Genomic DNA, 18,902 nt, shown 5'->3' on the forward strand with positions numbered 1-18,902 from the left:
TACTTAAAAAGAGGCGAGTGGTGAGTAGTAAATGGCGAGTGGGGGGTACACATGGTGAGCCGCCTTAAGGGGCGACCCACCATGTGTTTATCGTACGATGATGATTTTTTTCATTACTTCTGATTTTTCGGTGGTGAAGCGGCAGTAGTAAACACCACTGGTCAGTTGCTGTATGGGCAGGGGTACTACGTGCGAGCCGCCCGCGAAGGAACGATCAGCAATGGCTGTGGTGATTAACCTTCCCCCGGTATTGTAGATAGCCACCCTCACCCGGGCACTGCTTTTCAAGGTAAAGGACAAGGTTGCTGCCGACGAAGCGGGGTTGGGATAGATGTTCACCGCAAATTCTGATTCTACAGGCGCCGGTCCCGGCTTATCATCATCAGGCAATATTTCAAAGCTCTCAGACAACAGGATGGGTGTACCATTGAGCGCAATGTTGGTTGAATTAATGAGGGCGGTTGACCCTGTTGAGCTATAGTTCCACAGCCTCTTTTTCAATTGCGGCGCCACATTCATAGCAGCCGGGAATGAATAGGTGCCAGTGGCATTTTCATTCATGTCTTGGGTGGTCTTGGTCCACAGCGCATAAATGTAGCCGCCGAGGGTATCCCTGAACGCAGCCCCTTCCTGCGTAGCCGGGATGTTCATGGCAGCGGTCCTCGCCGAATCGTACCGTGTATATAGTAAGAGGTTGGCAAGGGTTTTATAGCCAATGCCGGAGTTTTTAAATTTATGGTTATAACCGGTACCTCCGTTGAAAGGCCCCTGGTTGGTAAGACTTTCATAGAGTCCCATTAGCTGAAATCCATCTACGGCATCGGCTAACGGCTTATCATCGCCCAATACAAAAGGATAGGTTTGCAGCACGCCGTTTTTCTGGCTTTGCACCAGCACTTTCATGATGTAGTTGGTTTGCGCCTGGTCGGAGCCAATGAAGGTGGTGAATGCTTTGGAGGGTATGTTGGTCTCTGTACAGATGTATAGTTTTTTAGGCTTCTGTATGCCGTCGTACCCATATATTTTTAGTACGCTGTCGAATTCTTTTTTCTGGTCGATGAATTTTTGCACGGCCTTATCGGAATGACGTTCGAAGAACCAGCCGTTGATGGCATTGCTCCAGGAGGCCAGTGCATATTGCGGGTAGCTGTGAAAGCTGAGTACATCGAAGTAAGCAGATCCTTTCAGCGGATATTCCGGTGTAACACTTCCGTCCACCGGGTTATCGGTATAGCGGCATAATATGTCTACAAAGCTGGCATATCCCAAACCACCGGGCGCCACATAAGCGGTGGGGTCCAGCGTTTTGATGACATCGTAAGCTATGCGCAACCAGCGTATGTAATGAAATACCGGCGCCCGCAGATTGGACAAGCTGCAGGGAAAGGGAATGTTTTCCCACCAGTTGCCTGCTGTGCCCCGTGGTTTCCAGGCCTGCTGGGTACCATCGAAATCGGGCTCGTTGACTATTTCCCAGAATTTGGTCCAGGTTTTATACCTTGATACGACTTCATAGATGTAACGCGCGCAATAGTTGGTATCATTATAAGGCGTTCCGTTAAGACCTCCATCCCAGATGGGCGTGTACATGTTCCTGAACATGTAGGAGTGGATGCCGCACTCATTGGAGGCTACGGGGCTCAGGTCCCTGTCGTAATAGGTAGTATCGATTTCACTGTCAGCAGGGGAATTGAGTATGACGGTATGATCGCGCGCACCGATGGTATTGTAATGCTGGAATTCGTTGATGCGAACATTGTAAGAGTAATAGTCTACAAACCAGGCCGGGAGTGGGGGCCTGAAGGTCTTGCTTTCTAAACCTTTGACATTTTTGAATGGGTTGCCGGCTGCAATGTCAGCGAGGCTTTTGTCATCCCATGTATAATAATAGCCACCATTGGTACCATAATAGAAGTATCCGTCGTAAGGAAGTACGGTATTGTCGGCTGTATAGCTGACCTGGGCCAAAAGGGTTATTTTGCTGCATAGCAAAGCAGCCACACACAATATCAGGTTTCTCATAAGAAATGCACTACTTGATTAATGAATAGGACTTTCTTGACGCAGGTGTGATTCGTACAATTATTCTGCCAAAATGGACATGGCAAACAAATCGGGGGGAATTACTTGTTATCAAATATACATCAGACGTGGATTCTATCAAAATATTTGATCGTATCCGGGTATGTCAGCAAAACGTTTTATGAACTGTTTTTCAGGCCCCTTGCTATTTCTGTTAGAGGAGTTGTTGAAATGCAGCGCGTACAAATACGCGTTTCGGTAGTACCGTAATTATGCTTATTTCCTGCAGCAGCGAGGTTTCATTGTCCAGGAACTGCAGTATTGCTGTGGCTTTGTTTTTTTTAAAGAGCTCTGTGAAGATGAAGGCACCGGGTAGTTTATGCTGCGAGAGAATGTTGAGCAGGATGCCATCATACCATTGAAATCTTTTGTCCATGAAATGTTGAGTTGCTAAGTGTTTTTTCTTATTGGCCATGGCATTGACCAGTTGCGCTGTTTGTTTTTGAATGAATTGAAAGGTGTAACCGCTGGAAGCTTTTGTTTGTCCGCCTGCAGTTCCCAGGAAGGTGACTGCACCATTGTCAGCAATGAAACGATGGTTTGTCATAGGGATGGCGCCGGACTCTTCTTCCACGATGTTGTAGTCCGTTATTTTGAGCAGGTTAGTGATGTATGCTTTCAGCGCCTTATCGTATTCCTCCGGGGCTAATACCTGGGCGGAGAATACGGTGTATTCCACCAGGGCGCTGTTGGCAGTGAATGGCATGACATATACAAAGGCTGTTCCTTGTTCCTGGCTTACCCTGAAATCCATGAGGGTAGCTTCGGCAGGATTGAAAACGGGTTGGGGCGTTGTAATGACCCAGCCTTTAAAATGCTGCAGCAGGTAATATTCCCGCTTGCTGAGGGAAGGTTTATCAAAGAGAATGCTGCTGAAGATATGATCTGCCTCATAGTATTGGTGATCTGTTTCGAGCACCGCATGATCACCTTTGTTGTCTATGCGTTTTACGTTGGCATATTCAATGGTCACATCCGGGTATTTCCGGATTATTTGAAAGCAGTATTGATAAAAATCAAATCCCCTGATCATTTTGTAGGTATAGGGGTGAATGTTGTGCAAGCCGGTATATTCCGTGCCGTAGAACCACAGATGTTGCCAGCTTTTATGAACGATGGATTCAAAGAAACCGGGCTGTTTTTCCCAGAAGCACCAGGTACGGTCATTCGCGGTTTTAGGCGCTTTGTCTATGAGTAGTATTTTTTTGCCGGTGAACTGTCCGGATTGCAGCATTCGAACAAGCAGGCTTAATCCTGCACAACCGGCGCCGGCAATTATGTAATGGAAGCGATTCATGTAAGGTATTCAAATAGAGTATTCACAACGAACAAGATTAAGGCGAGTGGTAAGTGGCGAGTGGCTAGACATAATTGGCTTTTTTATCGGTCATGAGTTTTTTGTCGCGCCTTACTTTGTCCCAGTATTTTTTATGCACGTAGAGCATGCCGAAAGATTCGCCATCTTGTTTGTTGAGGTGGCGGTGGTGCATTTTATGCGCCCATCGGATAGCGCGGATGTAGGTGTTGTTGGAACGGCTGAACCATTTGAAGCGCTGGTGAATGATGACATCATGCACGATGAAGTAAGCAGCACCATAAGCCATGACGCCAAAACCAATGGCCTGTAACCAGTACAGGTTGCGTAGGGAGCCAATAAGAATGCACAGAAAGCTGGGGATGGCAAAGATGATGAAGAAGGCATCATTTTTTTCAAAGAAGCCGGGTTGTGGCTGGTGGTGGTCCCGGTGCAGGTACCATAAGAAGCCATGCATGACAAATTTATGGGTAAGCCAGGTGATGCCTTCCATGGCGAGGAAGGTTGCTGTTAAGATGCCTATGTATAATAACCAGTGCATTTACATTGTTTGGGTTTGGTAGCTACAAGCCACCTAATAGTGCTGCGAGGCTGCAAGCCTCACAGAGCTATGCTGTTTTACGGGCCCAGGCTTCTATCCGCGGGTAGATGATGCGAAACCATACGGTGTATTGCTGCGGATTGGAAGCCATTGATTCCGCTATTTCTTCGAGACTGATGTAGCAGTAATCGTTTACTTCTTCGCTGGCCGGTAATACGTCATTGTCCCAACTGCCCACAAAAACATGGTCGTATTCATATTCGGTAAGGCCATTGTCGAAAGCGTGCCGGTAGGTGAAGTCGAAGAGTTCATGCAGGTCTGTCATGAATCCCATTTCTTCCCCCAGTCTTCGCCTGGCGGCATCAGCCGTTGCTTCGCCCGGTGTGGGATGGCCACAGCAGGCATTGGTCCATAACCCACCGCTATGGTATTTACTGAATGCGCGCTGCTGCAATAACATTTCCCCTTTGCTGTTGAAGATGAAGACACTGAATGCCCTGTGCAAAACAGCTTTACGGTGCGCTTCTATTTTCTCCATCGTACCTATCTGTTCATCCTGCTCATTTACCAGTATTACCTGATTGACTATTTCCATAGACGTATCTTTTACCAAGCCCAAAGCTACTACCTGCCGGCCATGCTATATTAAATTTAGCCGATTTTTTACCCCTGCCCGTACCAATATGAGCGCCTTCCGGTAATTGGGTATCCTGATGCGTTGCTCCATGATGGCTGCGGGTTTTGTTTTTTTTATTTTCCTGAATAAGGAGCCGTAGTATTTATAGGCTACATAGACCCCAAACCGGGCTTTGAAGGGTAATTGTAGTATACCTTCATAAGCCTGCCGGAAGTCGCGGGCAATTTCTTCTTCTATGGCCTGTTTCATGGAGGCCGTGAAGTTGCCTGGGTCTACGCCGGGAAAATATACGCGCCTGAGGAGGGTATGATCGGCTTTGAGGTCGCGCAGGAAGTTGACTTTCTGGAAAGCGGCCCCGAGCGCGCGGGCATGCGGCTGCAGTTGGTTATAGCGTTGCTGATCGCCCTCACAAAATACACAGAGGCACATGAGGCCTACTACTTCGGCACTGCCATAGATGTAGTTGTCGTAGCTTTCCCTGTTGTGGGATTGCTGCGCCAGATCGGCCTCCATGCTTTGAAAGAAGGCTTCTATGAGGTGATGGCTAATGTTGTATTGATGAACGGTAAGCTGAAAGCTGTGGAGGATGGGATTCAGGCTGATGCCGAGGCGAATGGCCTCCCAGGTATCTTCCCTGAACCGGGCCAGCAGGGACGCTTTGTCATACGCATGCAGGGTGTCCACTATTTCATCGGCAAACCGGACAAACCCATAGATGTTGCAGATGGGAGGACGAAGACTGGCATGCAGCAGGCGGATAGCGGAATAGAAGGATGTACTGTATTCCTCCGCTGTGATACGACTGCAACGCTGACTAACCTTATGAAATAAACGCATTGTATTTTAAATTTACAATCTTTGGCCGGTTATTTTCATCTGCGCGAAAAATGTTTCAATATTTCATTGGCTACGACTTCTCCACTGATGAGGCCTGGTGGTACACCAGGCCCCGGCACCGTAAGCTGTCCTGTATAGAAAAGATTGTTGACTTTTTTACTCCGGCATGATGGTTTTCCCATGGCGGTTTGCCGCAAGGTATTGGCTAATCCGTAGGCATTCCCCTTGAAGGAGTTGTATTCATTTACGAAGTTGGTGTTGGCAAAAGATTGCCTGAGGACGATTGAATTTCTGACCGGCTGGCCAATGTGGCGCTCAAAGCGCTGCAGGATACGATCGAAGTAATGATCACGGCGGGCTTCGTCATCGCCGGTCAATCCCGCCGCCACGGGTATGAGAAAGAAGAGGTTCTCCCCGCCGGGCGGCGCTACGGTGCTGTCGGTCACTGATGGTGCGCATACATAGAAGAGCGGGTCCTGCGGCCATTGGCGGGTAGTGTATATTTCCTGTGCATGCTGATGGAAAGGCACATCAAAGAAAAGCATGTGGTGGCGTATGTTGTGGAGCCGCCTGTTGAGCCCTACATAGTATAAGAGGCAGGAAGGCGCCAGGCGTCTTTGCGCCCAATATTTTTCAGTGTAGGAACGATGGGTGGGCGGCAGTAAGCTGTTTTCTATGAAATGATAGTCGGCCCCGCCAATGACCACATCGGCTTCCCAACTATTGTTTGCTGTGATGACCCTTTTTGCGCTGGACGCTTCCACCTCTATGCGTATTACGTTTTGATTGAAATGGAATTGCACACCGAGGCTGGTAGCGAGCTGGTGCATGGCTGATACGACGCTGTATATTCCTCCTTCGGGATACCAGGTGCCGCCTACGATGTCGGCATAGTTCATAAGGCTGTACAGGGCGGGGGTATTTTCGGGCAAAGCGCCGAGGAAGAGGACCGGGAATTCCAGCATTTGCCGGATGCGTGGATGTTTGAAGTATTTATGGATGTGCTTTTGCACCGACGTAAAGATGTCGAGCCGGAAGATGCCTTTTATGACATCCCTATCGAGGAACTCTGTCAGCGACTGGCCTGGTTTGAAGACCAGTTTGTGCATGCCTGTTCTGTATTTGAAAGCGGCTTCCTGCAGAAATTTATCGAGGCGGATGGCAGCGCCGGGTTCCCACTGATCGAGCATGCTTTTGAAAGCATCCAGACCAGCCGGTACGTCGGTAAATCCCTGTTCCCACCAGATGCGGTAAGAAGGATCGAGCCGGTGAAGGGTGTAGTATTGCTGCACCAGCTTTCCAAAGGCGGCGAAGTAACGTTCAAAGATGTCGGGCATCCAGTACCAACTGGGACCTTTATCGAAGGTGAAGCCATCCTGTATTAATTGTCCGGCCCGGCCACCGGGCGTGGCCTGTTTTTCCAATACGGTGACCTGCCATCCTGCTTTGGCCATGAATGATGCAGCAGCCATGCCGGCAAAGCCGCTTCCAATGACGATGACTTTTTTTCCCACGCTGTAATTTAAGCAAGAAGGGTGAGCCATCCCGACTGAAGTACGGGACAACCCACCCTTTTGTTTAAAAGTGTTTTACAGTATGCTGTTAGAACCGATGCATTTGCGTTTTCAAGAGTTTCCGCGCAAAGTGTATGCGGCTTTTGATGGTACCGAGGGGCTCATCGAGCATTTCAGCGATCTCATGGTATTTGAACCCATCGAAGTATAACAGGAAAGGGTTCCTGAATATTTCGGGCAGGTTGTGAATAGCATGCTGAATATCCTTTAACCTCAGATTACTCTCTGCTTCGTTGGCTGTTACGGCCTGGTTATGATTGAGCAGGAAATCGTTGGGCGTACTATCAAAGATGGTATTTTGCTTAGCTTTTCTCCTGTAGTTATTGATAAAGATATTCCGCATGATGGTATACAACCACGCTTTGATGTTGGTACCAACATTGTATTTATCCTTATTGGCTAAGGCCCTGAATAAAGTTTCCTGGAACAGATCTTTCGCAGCTTCTGTATCCCGTGTGAGCGTGATAGCAAAGGGTTTTAAAAACTCCGCATTGTTCACCAGCATTTGATTAAATTCTATCGTCGACATGGCTTCTAATTTTTATCGTTTAGAATAAATCCACCCCAAATTTAAACATTTGTTTAATTCTGGAGCAACCCAGGTTGATTAAGATATGTTAAAATCTTAACATGTAGTAATACAATCAGTTATACTGGTCTTACCGGATACGGGAAGTGCGGTTATAATGTAGCGACGTAGTCCAGGACCTCTGTGAGCGACCTTTTGAGGAGGATGCCGGGAGGCATTTTTTTGAATTTTGTATACCCGGAAATAACCAGGGGGACCTGGGGCATTTTGTGGTGTAACTGCTGAAAGAATTTATCCAGGTTACTATTGCCTGTCATGCAGGTAAGGTGCGTGTAGAGGTAATCAGGCAGTTTGAGATGAGTGATGAATTCAAGATCACGTACAGGTACATTTGCACCAAGGTAGATGACCTGTGCACCCCGGCTCTTTAAGAGGTAGTATACGTAGAGCAATCCCAATTCATGGTGCTCTCCTTCGGGCAGAAAGAGCAGGACTGTTTTATGAACTATTATGTGTGACGTTGTATTCTCAATGCCAACGATGAGTTTTTGCCTGATGACATTGGAGACGAGGTGTTCCTGTGCCGGATTGATGTGATTGGCAAGCCAGAGGATGCCGATCTTATCGAGGAAAGGAAATATGAGGAAGGTGATGGTTTTGTCAATGCCCCGTAACTGGATGGATTCATTGAGTAGGGCCTCGAATTTAGCCATGTTGAGGTCGACCATGCATTGCAGCATGTCATTGATAAGCCGTTCCTGTTGCGCTTCGATATGAGAGAGGGAGCCAATTTTCTGCTGCACTTCGGCGGCATTCATTTTATCAATGATCGAGATCTTGTATCCATATTTGTTGAGGAGTGCAATGTCGAGGATGGCCTTGAGCTCATCCTTGTTATAGTACCTGATGTTGGTTTGCGTGCGCTGCGGTTTGAGAAAAGAATAGCGCTGTTCCCAAATCCGTATGGTATGGGCTTTGATGCCTGACAGGTTTTCCAGGTCTTTAATGGTAAACGCATTCATATTAATACAGGTAAAAGCGTTCAAGGTTTGATGGCCGGTCTCAAACTCTTTAGCAAATATAATAATATTAAATCGAAACTAACTACTAACCAGGCTTTTACAGATGCACAATATTAATGTTGCCTTTATTGAACTTTATTAATGTACGGGATTTGGAGGAAAAGAGATTTGGTGGCTGTAGGAAGGCGGGAGAGGATTGCCCCTATGGGGCAAACAGCATTGGGGCGGTGTTTTTCTACAAAGCGGCTGTCCCGATGGGACAGTAAGCAGCCGGCCTCTGAAGCAATGACCTTGCAGGGCGGTAAAAAACAGGCTGCGGGAGTGACAGCCTGTTAAGGGATATTTATACTGGTTTATTGGTAAAAAGACGTAGCATTTGCTGGGAGCGCCATTCGGAGTCGGCGGTATCGAGCATGTCATGCAGTTCCTGCAATTCACGCTGGCTGAGGAATAGTTTTAACCCCTCGCAGGGCGTAGGAATGATGATGGATTTGATGCCCGGATCGGTAGCGCCATATTTATCTATATGGCAGTCTTTGATCCATTGTACGAAGTCGCAAAAGTCGGCCGTATAGAGGTTGATGAGCACATTGCCATACCCTATCTGGAAGTTTTCACAATGAAGGCAGCGGATGACGTAACCTACTTTATCGTCATAGAACAAGGTTTGATATTGACACATGATGATGGATTTTTTACTATGCGTCAAAAGTATAGCAGGCCCGCAAACCGCGGTTACCGTATTGGGAAAAGGCAGTTGCGCGAAGGGGAAAAGGTGGAGCGACAGTCGTGAGTCGGCAATCGGCAGTCCTAACCGGACAATTATCTAACCAAATATGGTATGATTTACAGGCTTTTGCGAGCCTGCCGGAGTGACTTATTGACATGGAATTTGGGACGAAAAAATGGGTTATAGATTGTCCTTTTCAACATGACTTTGGATTGCTTTAGTGATCAGTTCAAGGATATGGGAACTGAGGTTTTGGCCCTCAATCTGCTTCCAGTTGGGCAGGCGATGTTTAAGCCCTTTTGCCCGAAATAACGGGCGGTTGGATTCAAGGACAATGGTTCCGTTACGGGCCTTGATCATATACCGTTCTGCACGGTCGTCAATGAACAGCTGCCTTTGTTACAAAAAATGAATTACCAGACCTTTAATAGCCTTGCTGATTTTTATTATAATCCCGACAGCACGCAACGGGAAATCGTTTATTCTTCACCAACAGGGCCCGATACTGTTCGTTTTGGCTATGGTGGCAACAAACTGATCCGGATTAAAAGTACCCGGTCTGCCCGCACCAGCGAATTCTATTACAATGCATCCAATCAAATTGCCAGCATGATCATGAAAAGCGCCCACACCAATAGTTATCACACATTTGAATATAGTTACAAAACCAACGGAAAAGTAGCGGAGCTGAAACTGTTTCTGACCAATGAGGCCGGACCGAAATTACAATGGACCTCGGTATACGAATACGATGCGCAGGGATTGTTAAGTAAAGTAACAGCTACGGATCACAATAACAACCGGATCATTTATGAAATAGCGGCATACGCTGAACCCTGCTATTTTAATCCCTGGTCATTCATTAATCTTACATCCCTGTTGCCACTGTATGATATTTACAACTGGCCCGTTTTAAGTACCATGGACAGGTTACCCAAAAAGATCATTAAATATACCGGAAATGGAACCCCTGTGGCAGAAAGCATACAGTTAACCCAGTTTACCATACAGGGGAAACAACTGGACAAAACGGTTTCATCGCTGGAAATTGCCGGCGGGCCCCAGCAGCCGGATAGCGAAGTGTATTTTATTTATTAACCGGTTAATACGCTTTTCAATAGTCCATTCGGCCATCAGGCGCGCGTTGCTCCTGATGGCCGTTCCTTGTATCAATAATTAAAACAGCCCCGCCCGATAACCCTGTAGGGCAAAAATTTCTCCGGATGAATTGACCACCTAATTAGTTACCCTTATCACACGCGTACAAACTGCTACTCTTTACTGACCTCCTTGTTAATTTTATATTATTCATTTCTTCGTTGTATACACCACAATGGCCGTTATCGCTACATCTTACTTTATACCGCATATTTCTTCCACAGATTTATTATCCGGGAAACTTTGATGTTTAACCAATAACACTATCTTTAGTTAGACTTTATCAGTTAAACCTTTTATCACCCTAACACCCTTTAAATGATGCCAAAGCTACTCTTGCTGGCCTGCCTCTTCATGGCAGTAACACACACCCTCTTTGCACAAACCCCCGTCATTAACGCAAAAAAAAGGACCGCCGCCATTACCATTGATGGCAATGTCAATGAAAGCAATTGGGAGGTGACGAACAATGTAACCAAGACCATTATTGGTACGCCCAATAACACGGTTAATTTTGGCGTGTTGTGGGACAGCCTGTACCTGTATGTAGCATTTTCTGTGATCGATGCAAACAAGTACAATGAGTCAACCAACCCCTGGGATGATGATGCCATAGAACTTTATCTGGATGGCGATAATAACGGTGGCACATCCTATGGCGCCAATGACCGGCAGTTCATAAAAGAATGGAACAGCACTACACTCTGGGAAAGGGTTAACCAAACCACCAATGTATTGCATGCGTGGGCCAATACAGCCAATGGATATACCATTGAAATGCGCGTTCCCTGGAGCAGTATGGGCGTCACCAACCCGACGCCGGGTTTTACGATCGGCTTTGATGCGGCCTGTAATGATGATGACAATGGCGGCGCACGCGAAAGTCAGCTGATGTGGTCCGGCGATGGCAACAACTGGCAATACCCGCGCTATTTTGGCGACCTGGTGCTCGTTTCCGGCGATACACAGGCTCCTACAGCGCCAGCCGACCTGTCGGCATCCAACCTTACACAATCGTCCCTAACGTTGAACTGGACAGCTTCTACCGACAATGTAGGCGTAACCGGTTATGATGTATACAGGAATGGTATCAAGCTCAACGGATCATTGGTAACCGCTACAACCTATGCTGTTACCGGGTTAACCGCCGCCACTGCTTACCAGTTTTATATACAGGCCAAAGATGCAGCAGGCAATACATCGGCTAACAGCGCAGTGCTCGCCGTCACAACGCCCGATACACAGGCTCCTACAGCACCTGCTGATCTTACAGCCACCAACCTGACCCAAACATCCTTAACCCTCAGTTGGACGGCAGCTACTGATAACGTAGGGGTTACCGGGTATGATGTATACCAGGGCATTGTTAAGATCAATAGCACGCCGGTTACCGCCACTTTTTATGATATCAGTGGGTTAACAACCAGCACAACGTATACATTTTATGTGCAGGCCATTGATGCAGCAGGCAATACCAGCGACAGCGGCTCTCTGACTGTAACCACAGCAGGACGACCGGATACAGAAGCGCCAACAACACCGGCCAACCTGGCAGCATCTGCTGTAACACAAAGTTCGGTAACACTTAGCTGGGATACAGCAACAGATAATGTGGGTGTAGCCGGTTATGATATTTACCAGGACAGTGTAAAGATCAACACGGCGCTTGTTACCACTACCACCTATACTGTGACCGGTCTGACAGCATTGAACAACTATGCCTTTTTCGTAAGAGCCGTTGATGCGGCAGGCAATGCATCGGACAATAGTAATACGGTAGGTATTACTACACCCGATACACAAGCACCATCTGTACCAGTCAACGTAGGCACCTCGGCTGTAACTGACACGTCTTTCACGCTTAGCTGGACGGCGTCTACGGATAACATAGGCGTAGCAGGCTATGATGTATACCAGAATGGAAGCAAGATCAACGCAGTATTAATAAACACTACCAGCTACGATGTAACAGGCCTTACACAGGGAACCACCTATACTTATTATGTAAGAGCACTGGATGCCGCGGGTAATGTATCGGCCAATAGCAGTACCGTAACGGTTAATACGCTCGATACACAGGCGCCTACGGCTCCTGCAGGATTGACAAGCGCTAACCTGTTGGCCACTACGGTAACCTTGAACTGGACGGCATCCACCGATAACATAGGTGTAGCCGGTTATGATGTATATCAAAATGGCGTCAGGATCAATCCAGCTACTGTTGCCGCTACTACCTATAATGTAACAGGACTTACCGGCTCAACCGCGTATACCTTTTATGTTCAGGCAAAAGATGTAGCAGGCAATCTTTCTGGCAACAGCAACACCATTTCACTAACCACACCGGCTTCTACAGCTTGCACCGGCACGGGCAGTATCCGTTTTCAGAAATGGAATAATATCAGCGGCACATCTATTTCCAATTTAACATCCAATGCCAATTATCCCAATACACCCAGTACCTCAGGCACCTATACCAGCTTCGAGATACCAACCAACAGCAATGATAATTATGGCATGAAGGTGTTTGGTTATATTTGTCCGCCCGCTACCGGTAGCTATACTTTCTGGATTGCGGCCGATGACAATGCAGAACTGTGGTTAAGCACCAATAGCAGTTCGGGCAGCAAACAACGGATCGCCTACCATACTTCATGGACCAACTCAAGAGAGTGGAATAAATTCACTACACAAAAGTCTGCCGCCATCACATTAACAGCCGGTCAGTTGTACTATGTGGAAGCGCTGGTGAAAGAAGGTTCGCAGGGCGACAATATGGCCGTAGGCTGGGCCAAACCGGGTCAGTCTACTACTACACCGAACGAAGTAATACCGGGCGCCCAACTGGTAGCCAACATTACAGATACGCAGGCGCCTGCCGCACCAACCAATGTGGCAGCCATTAACATTACGGCATCAGGCGTTACCATAACCTGGAATGCGGCAACAGACAATATTGGTGTGGCCGGTTATGATGTATATCGCAATGGCACTAAGATCAACACATCTCTGGTAAGCGGTACTTCCTATGCTGTAACAGGCCTTGCAGCCAGTACTACTTATTCATTTACTGTAGTAGCGCAAGATGCCGCAGGCAATGCCAGTGCAGCCAGCACAGCCGTATCGGTAACCACCCTGCAACCTACTCCAGGCTCAGAAACATTTACACAACGTACGGTGATCGGCAATCAGCGCATGCCGCACGACCTGGTGTATGGGCCAGACAACAACATATGGTACACAGAACGGTTTGGTGGTACAGTCAGCTATGTTGTTCCTGCCACCGGTGTTAAGACAGTGGTACTGTCACTCGGATCCACCATGCAACGCAGTGGCGGACAGGATGGGTTGATGGGACTGGCTTTACATCCGCAATTCAGACAGGGTAAGCCTTATGCCTATATTTCCTATACCTACCAGGTAGTAAGCAGCACTGTACGAAGAATAAGAATTGCACGGTATACATATGATTCCGTTGCCAAGACATTGGGACAAGCGGTAACCATATTACAGGATATACCGGGCAGTAACGATCATAATTCATGCAGGCTGGCTATTGGGCCCGATCTTAAATTATACTTTACCATTGGCGATATGGGCGCCGGCCAGTTTGACAACGCCAGCCGTGCCAATAATGCACAAAACCTGGATATACTGGAAGGAAAAGTATTGCGGTTAAATACCGAGCTGGTCAATAGTTCATGGATACCGGCCGATAACCCTTTCACCAATTCCAGCGGACAAAGAACAGCGGTATATACCCGTGGACATCGTAACCCACAAGGACTTGTATGGGGCAATGTAAACGGAACAAATATCTTATACAGCAGCGAACATGGTCCGTACAGCGACGATGAATTAAATATTATTGAAGCAAGCCGCAACTATGGATGGCCGCAGGTAGCAGGCTTCTGCGATGGTAATTATAATGGAAGGACCATTGGCGGTTTTGCTATTTCGAGCGAACAAAACAACTGTACCGCATTGAATGCAAGAGAGCCGATCCGTTCTTTATTCCCTGTCAGCAATCCACCAGACGATGCCACGAACAGTTCAACCTGGCCTTCTACCGCACCTTCCGGTACGGAGTTTTATGGCAGCACAGCCATACCCGGCTGGCAAAATTCGCTGCTGGTAGCGCAGTTAAAGAAAGGCACAGTTAGCCGGTTTAAGTTAAGCAATGATGGCATGAGCATCATATCCGATACGATCCATTACTTCCGTGGCAGAGGAAGGTTCAGAGATGTAGTGGTTTCTCCGGATGGAATGAAGATCTATGTAGCTTGCGATTCAAGTGGCTCTACATCGGGGCCTACCGGTAATGTAACCAGTACGCCTGCCAATCCCGGAAGTATCCTGGAATTTACTTATCAACCTGCAAGTGGTTTGAGGAGCATCAATCAATTGCTGACGCAAAACGGGGTGGAAGAGGATGTACGCGATAAGAGCATTGACATCTATCCCAACCCGGCCAGCCAGTTTATCGTTGTGTACAACTATGTGCCAGAGCAGGGCCGCCGGATAGAGCTGATCGACCTGAATGGACGTGTCGTGAAAAGACAGGTAGCGACCAATCTGGCTACCCGCGTATCATTGGATGATTTGTCGAATGGACTGTACATATTGAAGGTCACCGATGCCAAAGGCAAAACGATACGTGTAGAGAAAATGGTAGTGCAGAAGTAATATATAACCGCAGAGGCAGGGAGGCGCAGAGAGCGTGCAGAGAAATTGTCGCCGATCATTCAACAATTTCTCTGCGCCCCGGCGCCTCTGCGGTTAATAAAAATAGCGCTGCCAGCAATTCATAACTCTTGAAACGGTCTTCACGCGTTTCGGCAAATGTTGCAGCCGCCACTTCCTCAACATCTAACGCTGCAGCCAGTGCCAGCATTTTTTCTTTTACTACATCCGGCGTACCGATAATGGTCCGTTGCCGGTTGAACAATACCCTTCTCCATTCGTCTGGCGAATAGTTATATTGGCTGGCTATTTCGTACGTAGGCATTTCATCAAACTTCCCTTTTTCAAAACTCAGGAACCGATAATCCATCACGGTCTGTGTTTCAACTACTTTTTTTCGCTGGTTGAACAAAATACAAATACCCCTACATTGGCTGCCGGCTTTGTCAATTGAGGAGATGGCTTAAACCGCTGGCGGTAAGTAGCGATAGCCTCCGCACCGCCTACCGGGTTAATAAACTGCGCATAACTTAAAGCCATACCGGCATGTGCTGCCAGGTAAGCACTTTCGCCACTGCTGGTAAGCATCCATAAAGCAGGGGCGGTATCGATGCGTGGAATGGCGCGAATCTTGCCTTGCGCATTACCGCTTCCTGGCGTATCGGTTAAAAATGCCTGCAGGTCATTGATCTGTTGAATGTATTCCTGCGGATCGAATGTGTTGGATGGGTTGAGTAATTGAGCGGTGAGCCGGTCGCTCCACCGATAACCGGATCGGTTTCCTGTGATAATCGATTATGATCTGGAATGTCATGGGAATCTCAACCACAAGTTACTATCAAATGGTGTAGAAATTTACTTTGAAAGTTTACATAAACAATAAATGTTATATTTATTATATGGTAAACTTACATTATAACCGAGTTCAGGTTTATACTACATTCAAAGGATAGCGAGTTGAATTTGAAGCCGCGCATACCGGTTTTCTTGGCGATGGAACCAAAGAAGGCACAGTCCCTCTTTTTCGTATTCATACAGAAAATAAAACGATCATCAACCAACATGTATAAGGCAATTCGGGAACACTATTTAAATTAATACAGTATAGGGACGTGGAATAGCAAGGCATTAATCGCTGTAACGATCAGCAACACTTATATTTCATCTGATGTATAGTCGTTCGTTATTTCGCCCAAATCTTGATCAAATACAGGGGGGTGCACTGGCACAATAAGCATCATGCCTTTTATCGTGATAACCTGTACGAACTGGCCGCGTTCAAATCCTGCTTTTTCCAGCCAACGCCCGCACAGCTTTATAAATGCCGGATCAGTATCCATTCCGTTATTGGACGGCGGATAACAGCCTCTTGTGACTTTGAGCATCCTGATACCGGCTTCATTCTGCTTGCTCCTATACCGGGTAATATGCGCAATATTACTTAAGGTGCGGCTCAGGCCTAAGGACTGTATGAGATGCCTAAGCAGATCAAATAAATCCCTTACCGAAGTAAATGAGCCGTATTCAATATCCATTTCCTCTAATTCCGGTAATGTCGGCACTTCTTTAGATAATGGCGATACTTTCGGTGGTGGCGCTTCTGCAGGTGCCTGACCTGTGTCACCTGTAATAAGCGTATTTGTTATTAACCCTTCCTGCGCCATCTGTGATAAACTGGCATATTGGGTAAAACCAACAGCGTCTTCTGCGTCCATTGTGTTGACGCCGATAAGTATTTTTGGACACGTAAACCATACTTTACCTTCTTCCTCAAATTTAAACAGGAGAACATCGCCTTCTTCAAGATACATGATACTGGGCTCATGACCTGCCATAAACTTAAACTTGCCGCCATCACGTCCTTTTAAAATCTTATAAAAACGTTCAGGATCATCATTAAACCAAAACTCAAGAGTGTATCCATTATCTTCTTCGATAATATTGTATAGGCCATTTTGCTTCAGAATTTTATCAACGAAATAAAGTCTTTCTCTATCATGGGGCAAACCAACGGCTTTAGCTCGTATACAATTCCATTGTGCATCAGAAAGCCCAACGGAAAGGCGCGAATGAGTTGTTTATGGATTTCCTGAATAGATACCGCTTGCCGGACGGTTTGGAACCTATAGTTAAATGGCAACTGACACAGATATTCGATCATTATAATAATGGTCAATCGAAACAGGATAGTGTTTTAAAATCGCAGCTTGCAGGTTTGGAGCAGAAGCGCAAACAACTGCAAATTCGTCATGGGATGGGTAAGATCGACAAAGAAACCTTTGAATTGACGTTAGGCCACATTACCGAACAAGTAAAGAATATCACCAAAGAAATGAACATCCTAACGCCTAAGTTATCTAACCTAAATTCGCTCATTACTTCGGCATTGGAAAAGCTTCAAAACCTCAGTATTCAATGGGCTTCGCACGATTTAGAGCGTAAAAGATGGATGCATAAAACACTTTTCCCTGACGGGATTTATTACGATGTTGAAAAACACATTTATCTAACCACACAAGAGAATGAATTTTTACGCTTAACGCATTGTATCGCAGGGGGCTACACGGAAAACAAAAACCGGAATTTTCAAGATTTCTCTGAAAATTCCGGTTTGGTAGTGCTACCGCGATTTGAACTTGTGGATTAATTTGTAGCCACTTTAATGGAATGGTTGTCAAAGGCAACGGAATAGGGCTTCGGAGCTGCAAGCTCCGAAAAGCGACGTTAACAAAGAGGCTTCGACAAGCTCAGTCCTGCAGACGGGACAAGCTCTGGCATTAATGTAAGAGTAGTTCACAAGGCTTGAGGCCGGTGTGTTTTTTGAAGGCGGTGGAGAAGTGGGAGATGGAAGAGTACCCAAGCATCATGGACACTTCCGTTACGCTGAGCCCCTTTTCATAGAGCAGGTAACGGGCATGTTCCATACGCTGACTTTGGTAGAAGTCGAATACGGTAGTGCCGAAAAGCTCCTTAAAACCTTTTTTGAGGTAACATTCATTGATGGCCACTTTACGGCTAAGCTCCTTGATGGTGATGGGCTCGCCAATGTGCTGGAGCAGTATTTCCCTGGCGCGGACGATCTTTTCGCGGTCGGCATCATTGGCCAGGAATTTACATTGAAAGGTCTCAATGGCCTTATCGCTCTTATCATCCCCCAACATACACTCCAGGCTATACAACAAGAGCATTTGTACCTGGGCGTTGATGTAGATGTTTTCGAGGCTGCCGGTATAGGTATGGTTAAGCAGGGCTTCCAATACCATACGTGTGCGGCCACAAAGCGGTAATATTTTGGAGAAAGAAGAAGGATGCGTGAACTGGAGGATGTTGTCGGTAACCACATAGTCGTCATCCTGCCGCTTCTGCTTCACAAACTGGGACAGGTGTACCGGTGTAAAACGGAAGCTGAGCACATCTACGCTATCCACCCGGTCACTGCAGTTGCGGGAAGCGCCCAATTTACATTGGTCGCACTCGGTATCTTTCTGGTGGCAATAGACGTTACCTGATACACAGAACCGCAGCTCCACATAGTTCTTTACCGGATCATTTTTCTTGTAATGGTATACCATCATACCTGCATCATCTACCGCCCACTGGGAATGTTTGCGGTAACGGCTGATCACATACTGTACGGATCCAGGGATCTGTTGCTCTTTTTCGAACAAGAGGTCCAGTTGTCCCTGCATCATGGGTTGCTTATATGCAAAAGATAATATATCAGGCGGTTGTAGCATGATGGTGTGCAAAATTACAGGTACAACGTTAAAGTTCCTAAAAGGTTTGCCGGGAGA

16 protein-coding genes are annotated in these 18,902 nt (G+C 46.9%); 3 read left to right on the top strand and 13 right to left on the bottom strand.

The annotated features are described in order from the left end of the window. Positions 1-87: 87 nt before the first annotated feature. From HB364_RS02815 to HB364_RS02855, 9 genes are all read right to left on the bottom strand, one after another. A complete protein-coding gene (locus HB364_RS02815; RefSeq protein ID WP_167286375.1) occupies positions 88-2,022 on the bottom strand; it encodes a T9SS type A sorting domain-containing protein in 1,935 nt (644 codons plus the stop codon). Between the two features lie 214 nt (positions 2,023-2,236). After that, complete coding sequence (locus tag HB364_RS02820; RefSeq protein ID WP_167286376.1) at positions 2,237-3,379, bottom strand: lycopene cyclase family protein; 1,143 nt, start codon at positions 3,377-3,379, stop codon at positions 2,237-2,239. A 64-nt stretch (positions 3,380-3,443) separates the two neighbouring features. Further along, the gene (locus HB364_RS02825; RefSeq protein ID WP_167286377.1) at positions 3,444-3,938 is read right to left on the bottom strand and encodes a sterol desaturase family protein; all 495 of its coding nucleotides are present in this window, start codon (positions 3,936-3,938) and stop codon (positions 3,444-3,446) included. 67 nt (positions 3,939-4,005) lie between these two features. Continuing rightward, positions 4,006-4,533, bottom strand: coding sequence for an isopentenyl-diphosphate Delta-isomerase (gene idi / locus HB364_RS02830; RefSeq protein WP_167286378.1), 528 nt, complete (start codon positions 4,531-4,533; stop codon positions 4,006-4,008). A 45-nt stretch (positions 4,534-4,578) separates the two neighbouring features. Then, a complete protein-coding gene (locus HB364_RS02835) occupies positions 4,579-5,412 on the bottom strand; it encodes a phytoene/squalene synthase family protein (RefSeq protein WP_167286379.1) in 834 nt (277 codons plus the stop codon). 35 nt (positions 5,413-5,447) lie between these two features. Next, positions 5,448-6,926 carry a phytoene desaturase family protein gene (locus HB364_RS02840; RefSeq protein ID WP_167286380.1) on the bottom strand — a complete coding sequence of 493 codons (1,479 nt, stop codon included), beginning with the start codon at positions 6,924-6,926 and terminating at the stop codon, positions 5,448-5,450. 88 nt (positions 6,927-7,014) lie between these two features. Next, positions 7,015-7,515, bottom strand: coding sequence for an RNA polymerase sigma factor (locus HB364_RS02845; RefSeq protein ID WP_167286381.1), 501 nt, complete (start codon positions 7,513-7,515; stop codon positions 7,015-7,017). Positions 7,516-7,667: 152 nt separating this feature from the next. Beyond that, entirely contained in the window at positions 7,668-8,537 is an 870-nt protein-coding gene (locus HB364_RS02850) for a MerR family transcriptional regulator (RefSeq protein WP_167286382.1), read from the bottom strand. A 343-nt stretch (positions 8,538-8,880) separates the two neighbouring features. Continuing rightward, positions 8,881-9,219, bottom strand: coding sequence for a DUF6686 family protein (locus HB364_RS02855; protein WP_167286383.1), 339 nt, complete (start codon positions 9,217-9,219; stop codon positions 8,881-8,883). 456 nt (positions 9,220-9,675) lie between these two features. Between HB364_RS02855 and HB364_RS02860 the strand changes: the two genes are divergently transcribed. Together HB364_RS02860 and HB364_RS02865 are read left to right on the top strand one after the other, a co-directional pair. Beyond that, positions 9,676-10,365 (top strand): hypothetical protein, encoded by a 690-nt coding sequence (locus HB364_RS02860; protein WP_167286384.1) that lies wholly within the window; start codon positions 9,676-9,678, stop codon positions 10,363-10,365. A 381-nt stretch (positions 10,366-10,746) separates the two neighbouring features. Then, a complete protein-coding gene (locus tag HB364_RS02865) occupies positions 10,747-15,111 on the top strand; it encodes a fibronectin type III domain-containing protein (RefSeq protein ID WP_167286385.1) in 4,365 nt (1,454 codons plus the stop codon). A gap of 55 nt (positions 15,112-15,166) precedes the next feature. On the opposite strand, the gene HB364_RS02870 is transcribed toward HB364_RS02865, so the two are convergent. From HB364_RS02870 to HB364_RS02880, 3 genes are all read right to left on the bottom strand, one after another. Continuing rightward, positions 15,167-15,478, bottom strand: a complete 312-nt coding sequence (locus HB364_RS02870; protein WP_167286386.1) for an LLM class oxidoreductase — start codon at positions 15,476-15,478, stop codon at positions 15,167-15,169. A 17-nt stretch (positions 15,479-15,495) separates the two neighbouring features. Continuing rightward, complete coding sequence (locus HB364_RS02875; protein ID WP_167286387.1) at positions 15,496-15,696, bottom strand: hypothetical protein; 201 nt, start codon at positions 15,694-15,696, stop codon at positions 15,496-15,498. Positions 15,697-16,262: 566 nt separating this feature from the next. Then, a complete protein-coding gene (locus tag HB364_RS02880) occupies positions 16,263-17,114 on the bottom strand; it encodes a type I toxin-antitoxin system SymE family toxin (RefSeq protein ID WP_167286388.1) in 852 nt (283 codons plus the stop codon). 32 nt (positions 17,115-17,146) lie between these two features. On the opposite strand from HB364_RS02880, the gene HB364_RS02885 reads away from it, so the two are divergent. Continuing rightward, a complete protein-coding gene (locus HB364_RS02885; protein ID WP_167286389.1) occupies positions 17,147-17,755 on the top strand; it encodes a hypothetical protein in 609 nt (202 codons plus the stop codon). A gap of 130 nt (positions 17,756-17,885) precedes the next feature. On the opposite strand, the gene HB364_RS02890 is transcribed toward HB364_RS02885, so the two are convergent. Next, positions 17,886-18,845 (bottom strand): helix-turn-helix domain-containing protein, encoded by a 960-nt coding sequence (locus tag HB364_RS02890; protein WP_167286390.1) that lies wholly within the window; start codon positions 18,843-18,845, stop codon positions 17,886-17,888. Positions 18,846-18,902: the final 57 nt, after the last annotated feature.

Source organism: Paraflavitalea devenefica (assembly GCF_011759375.1).
In the GTDB taxonomy this organism is placed as follows: Bacteria; Bacteroidota; Bacteroidia; order Chitinophagales; family Chitinophagaceae; genus Paraflavitalea; species Paraflavitalea devenefica.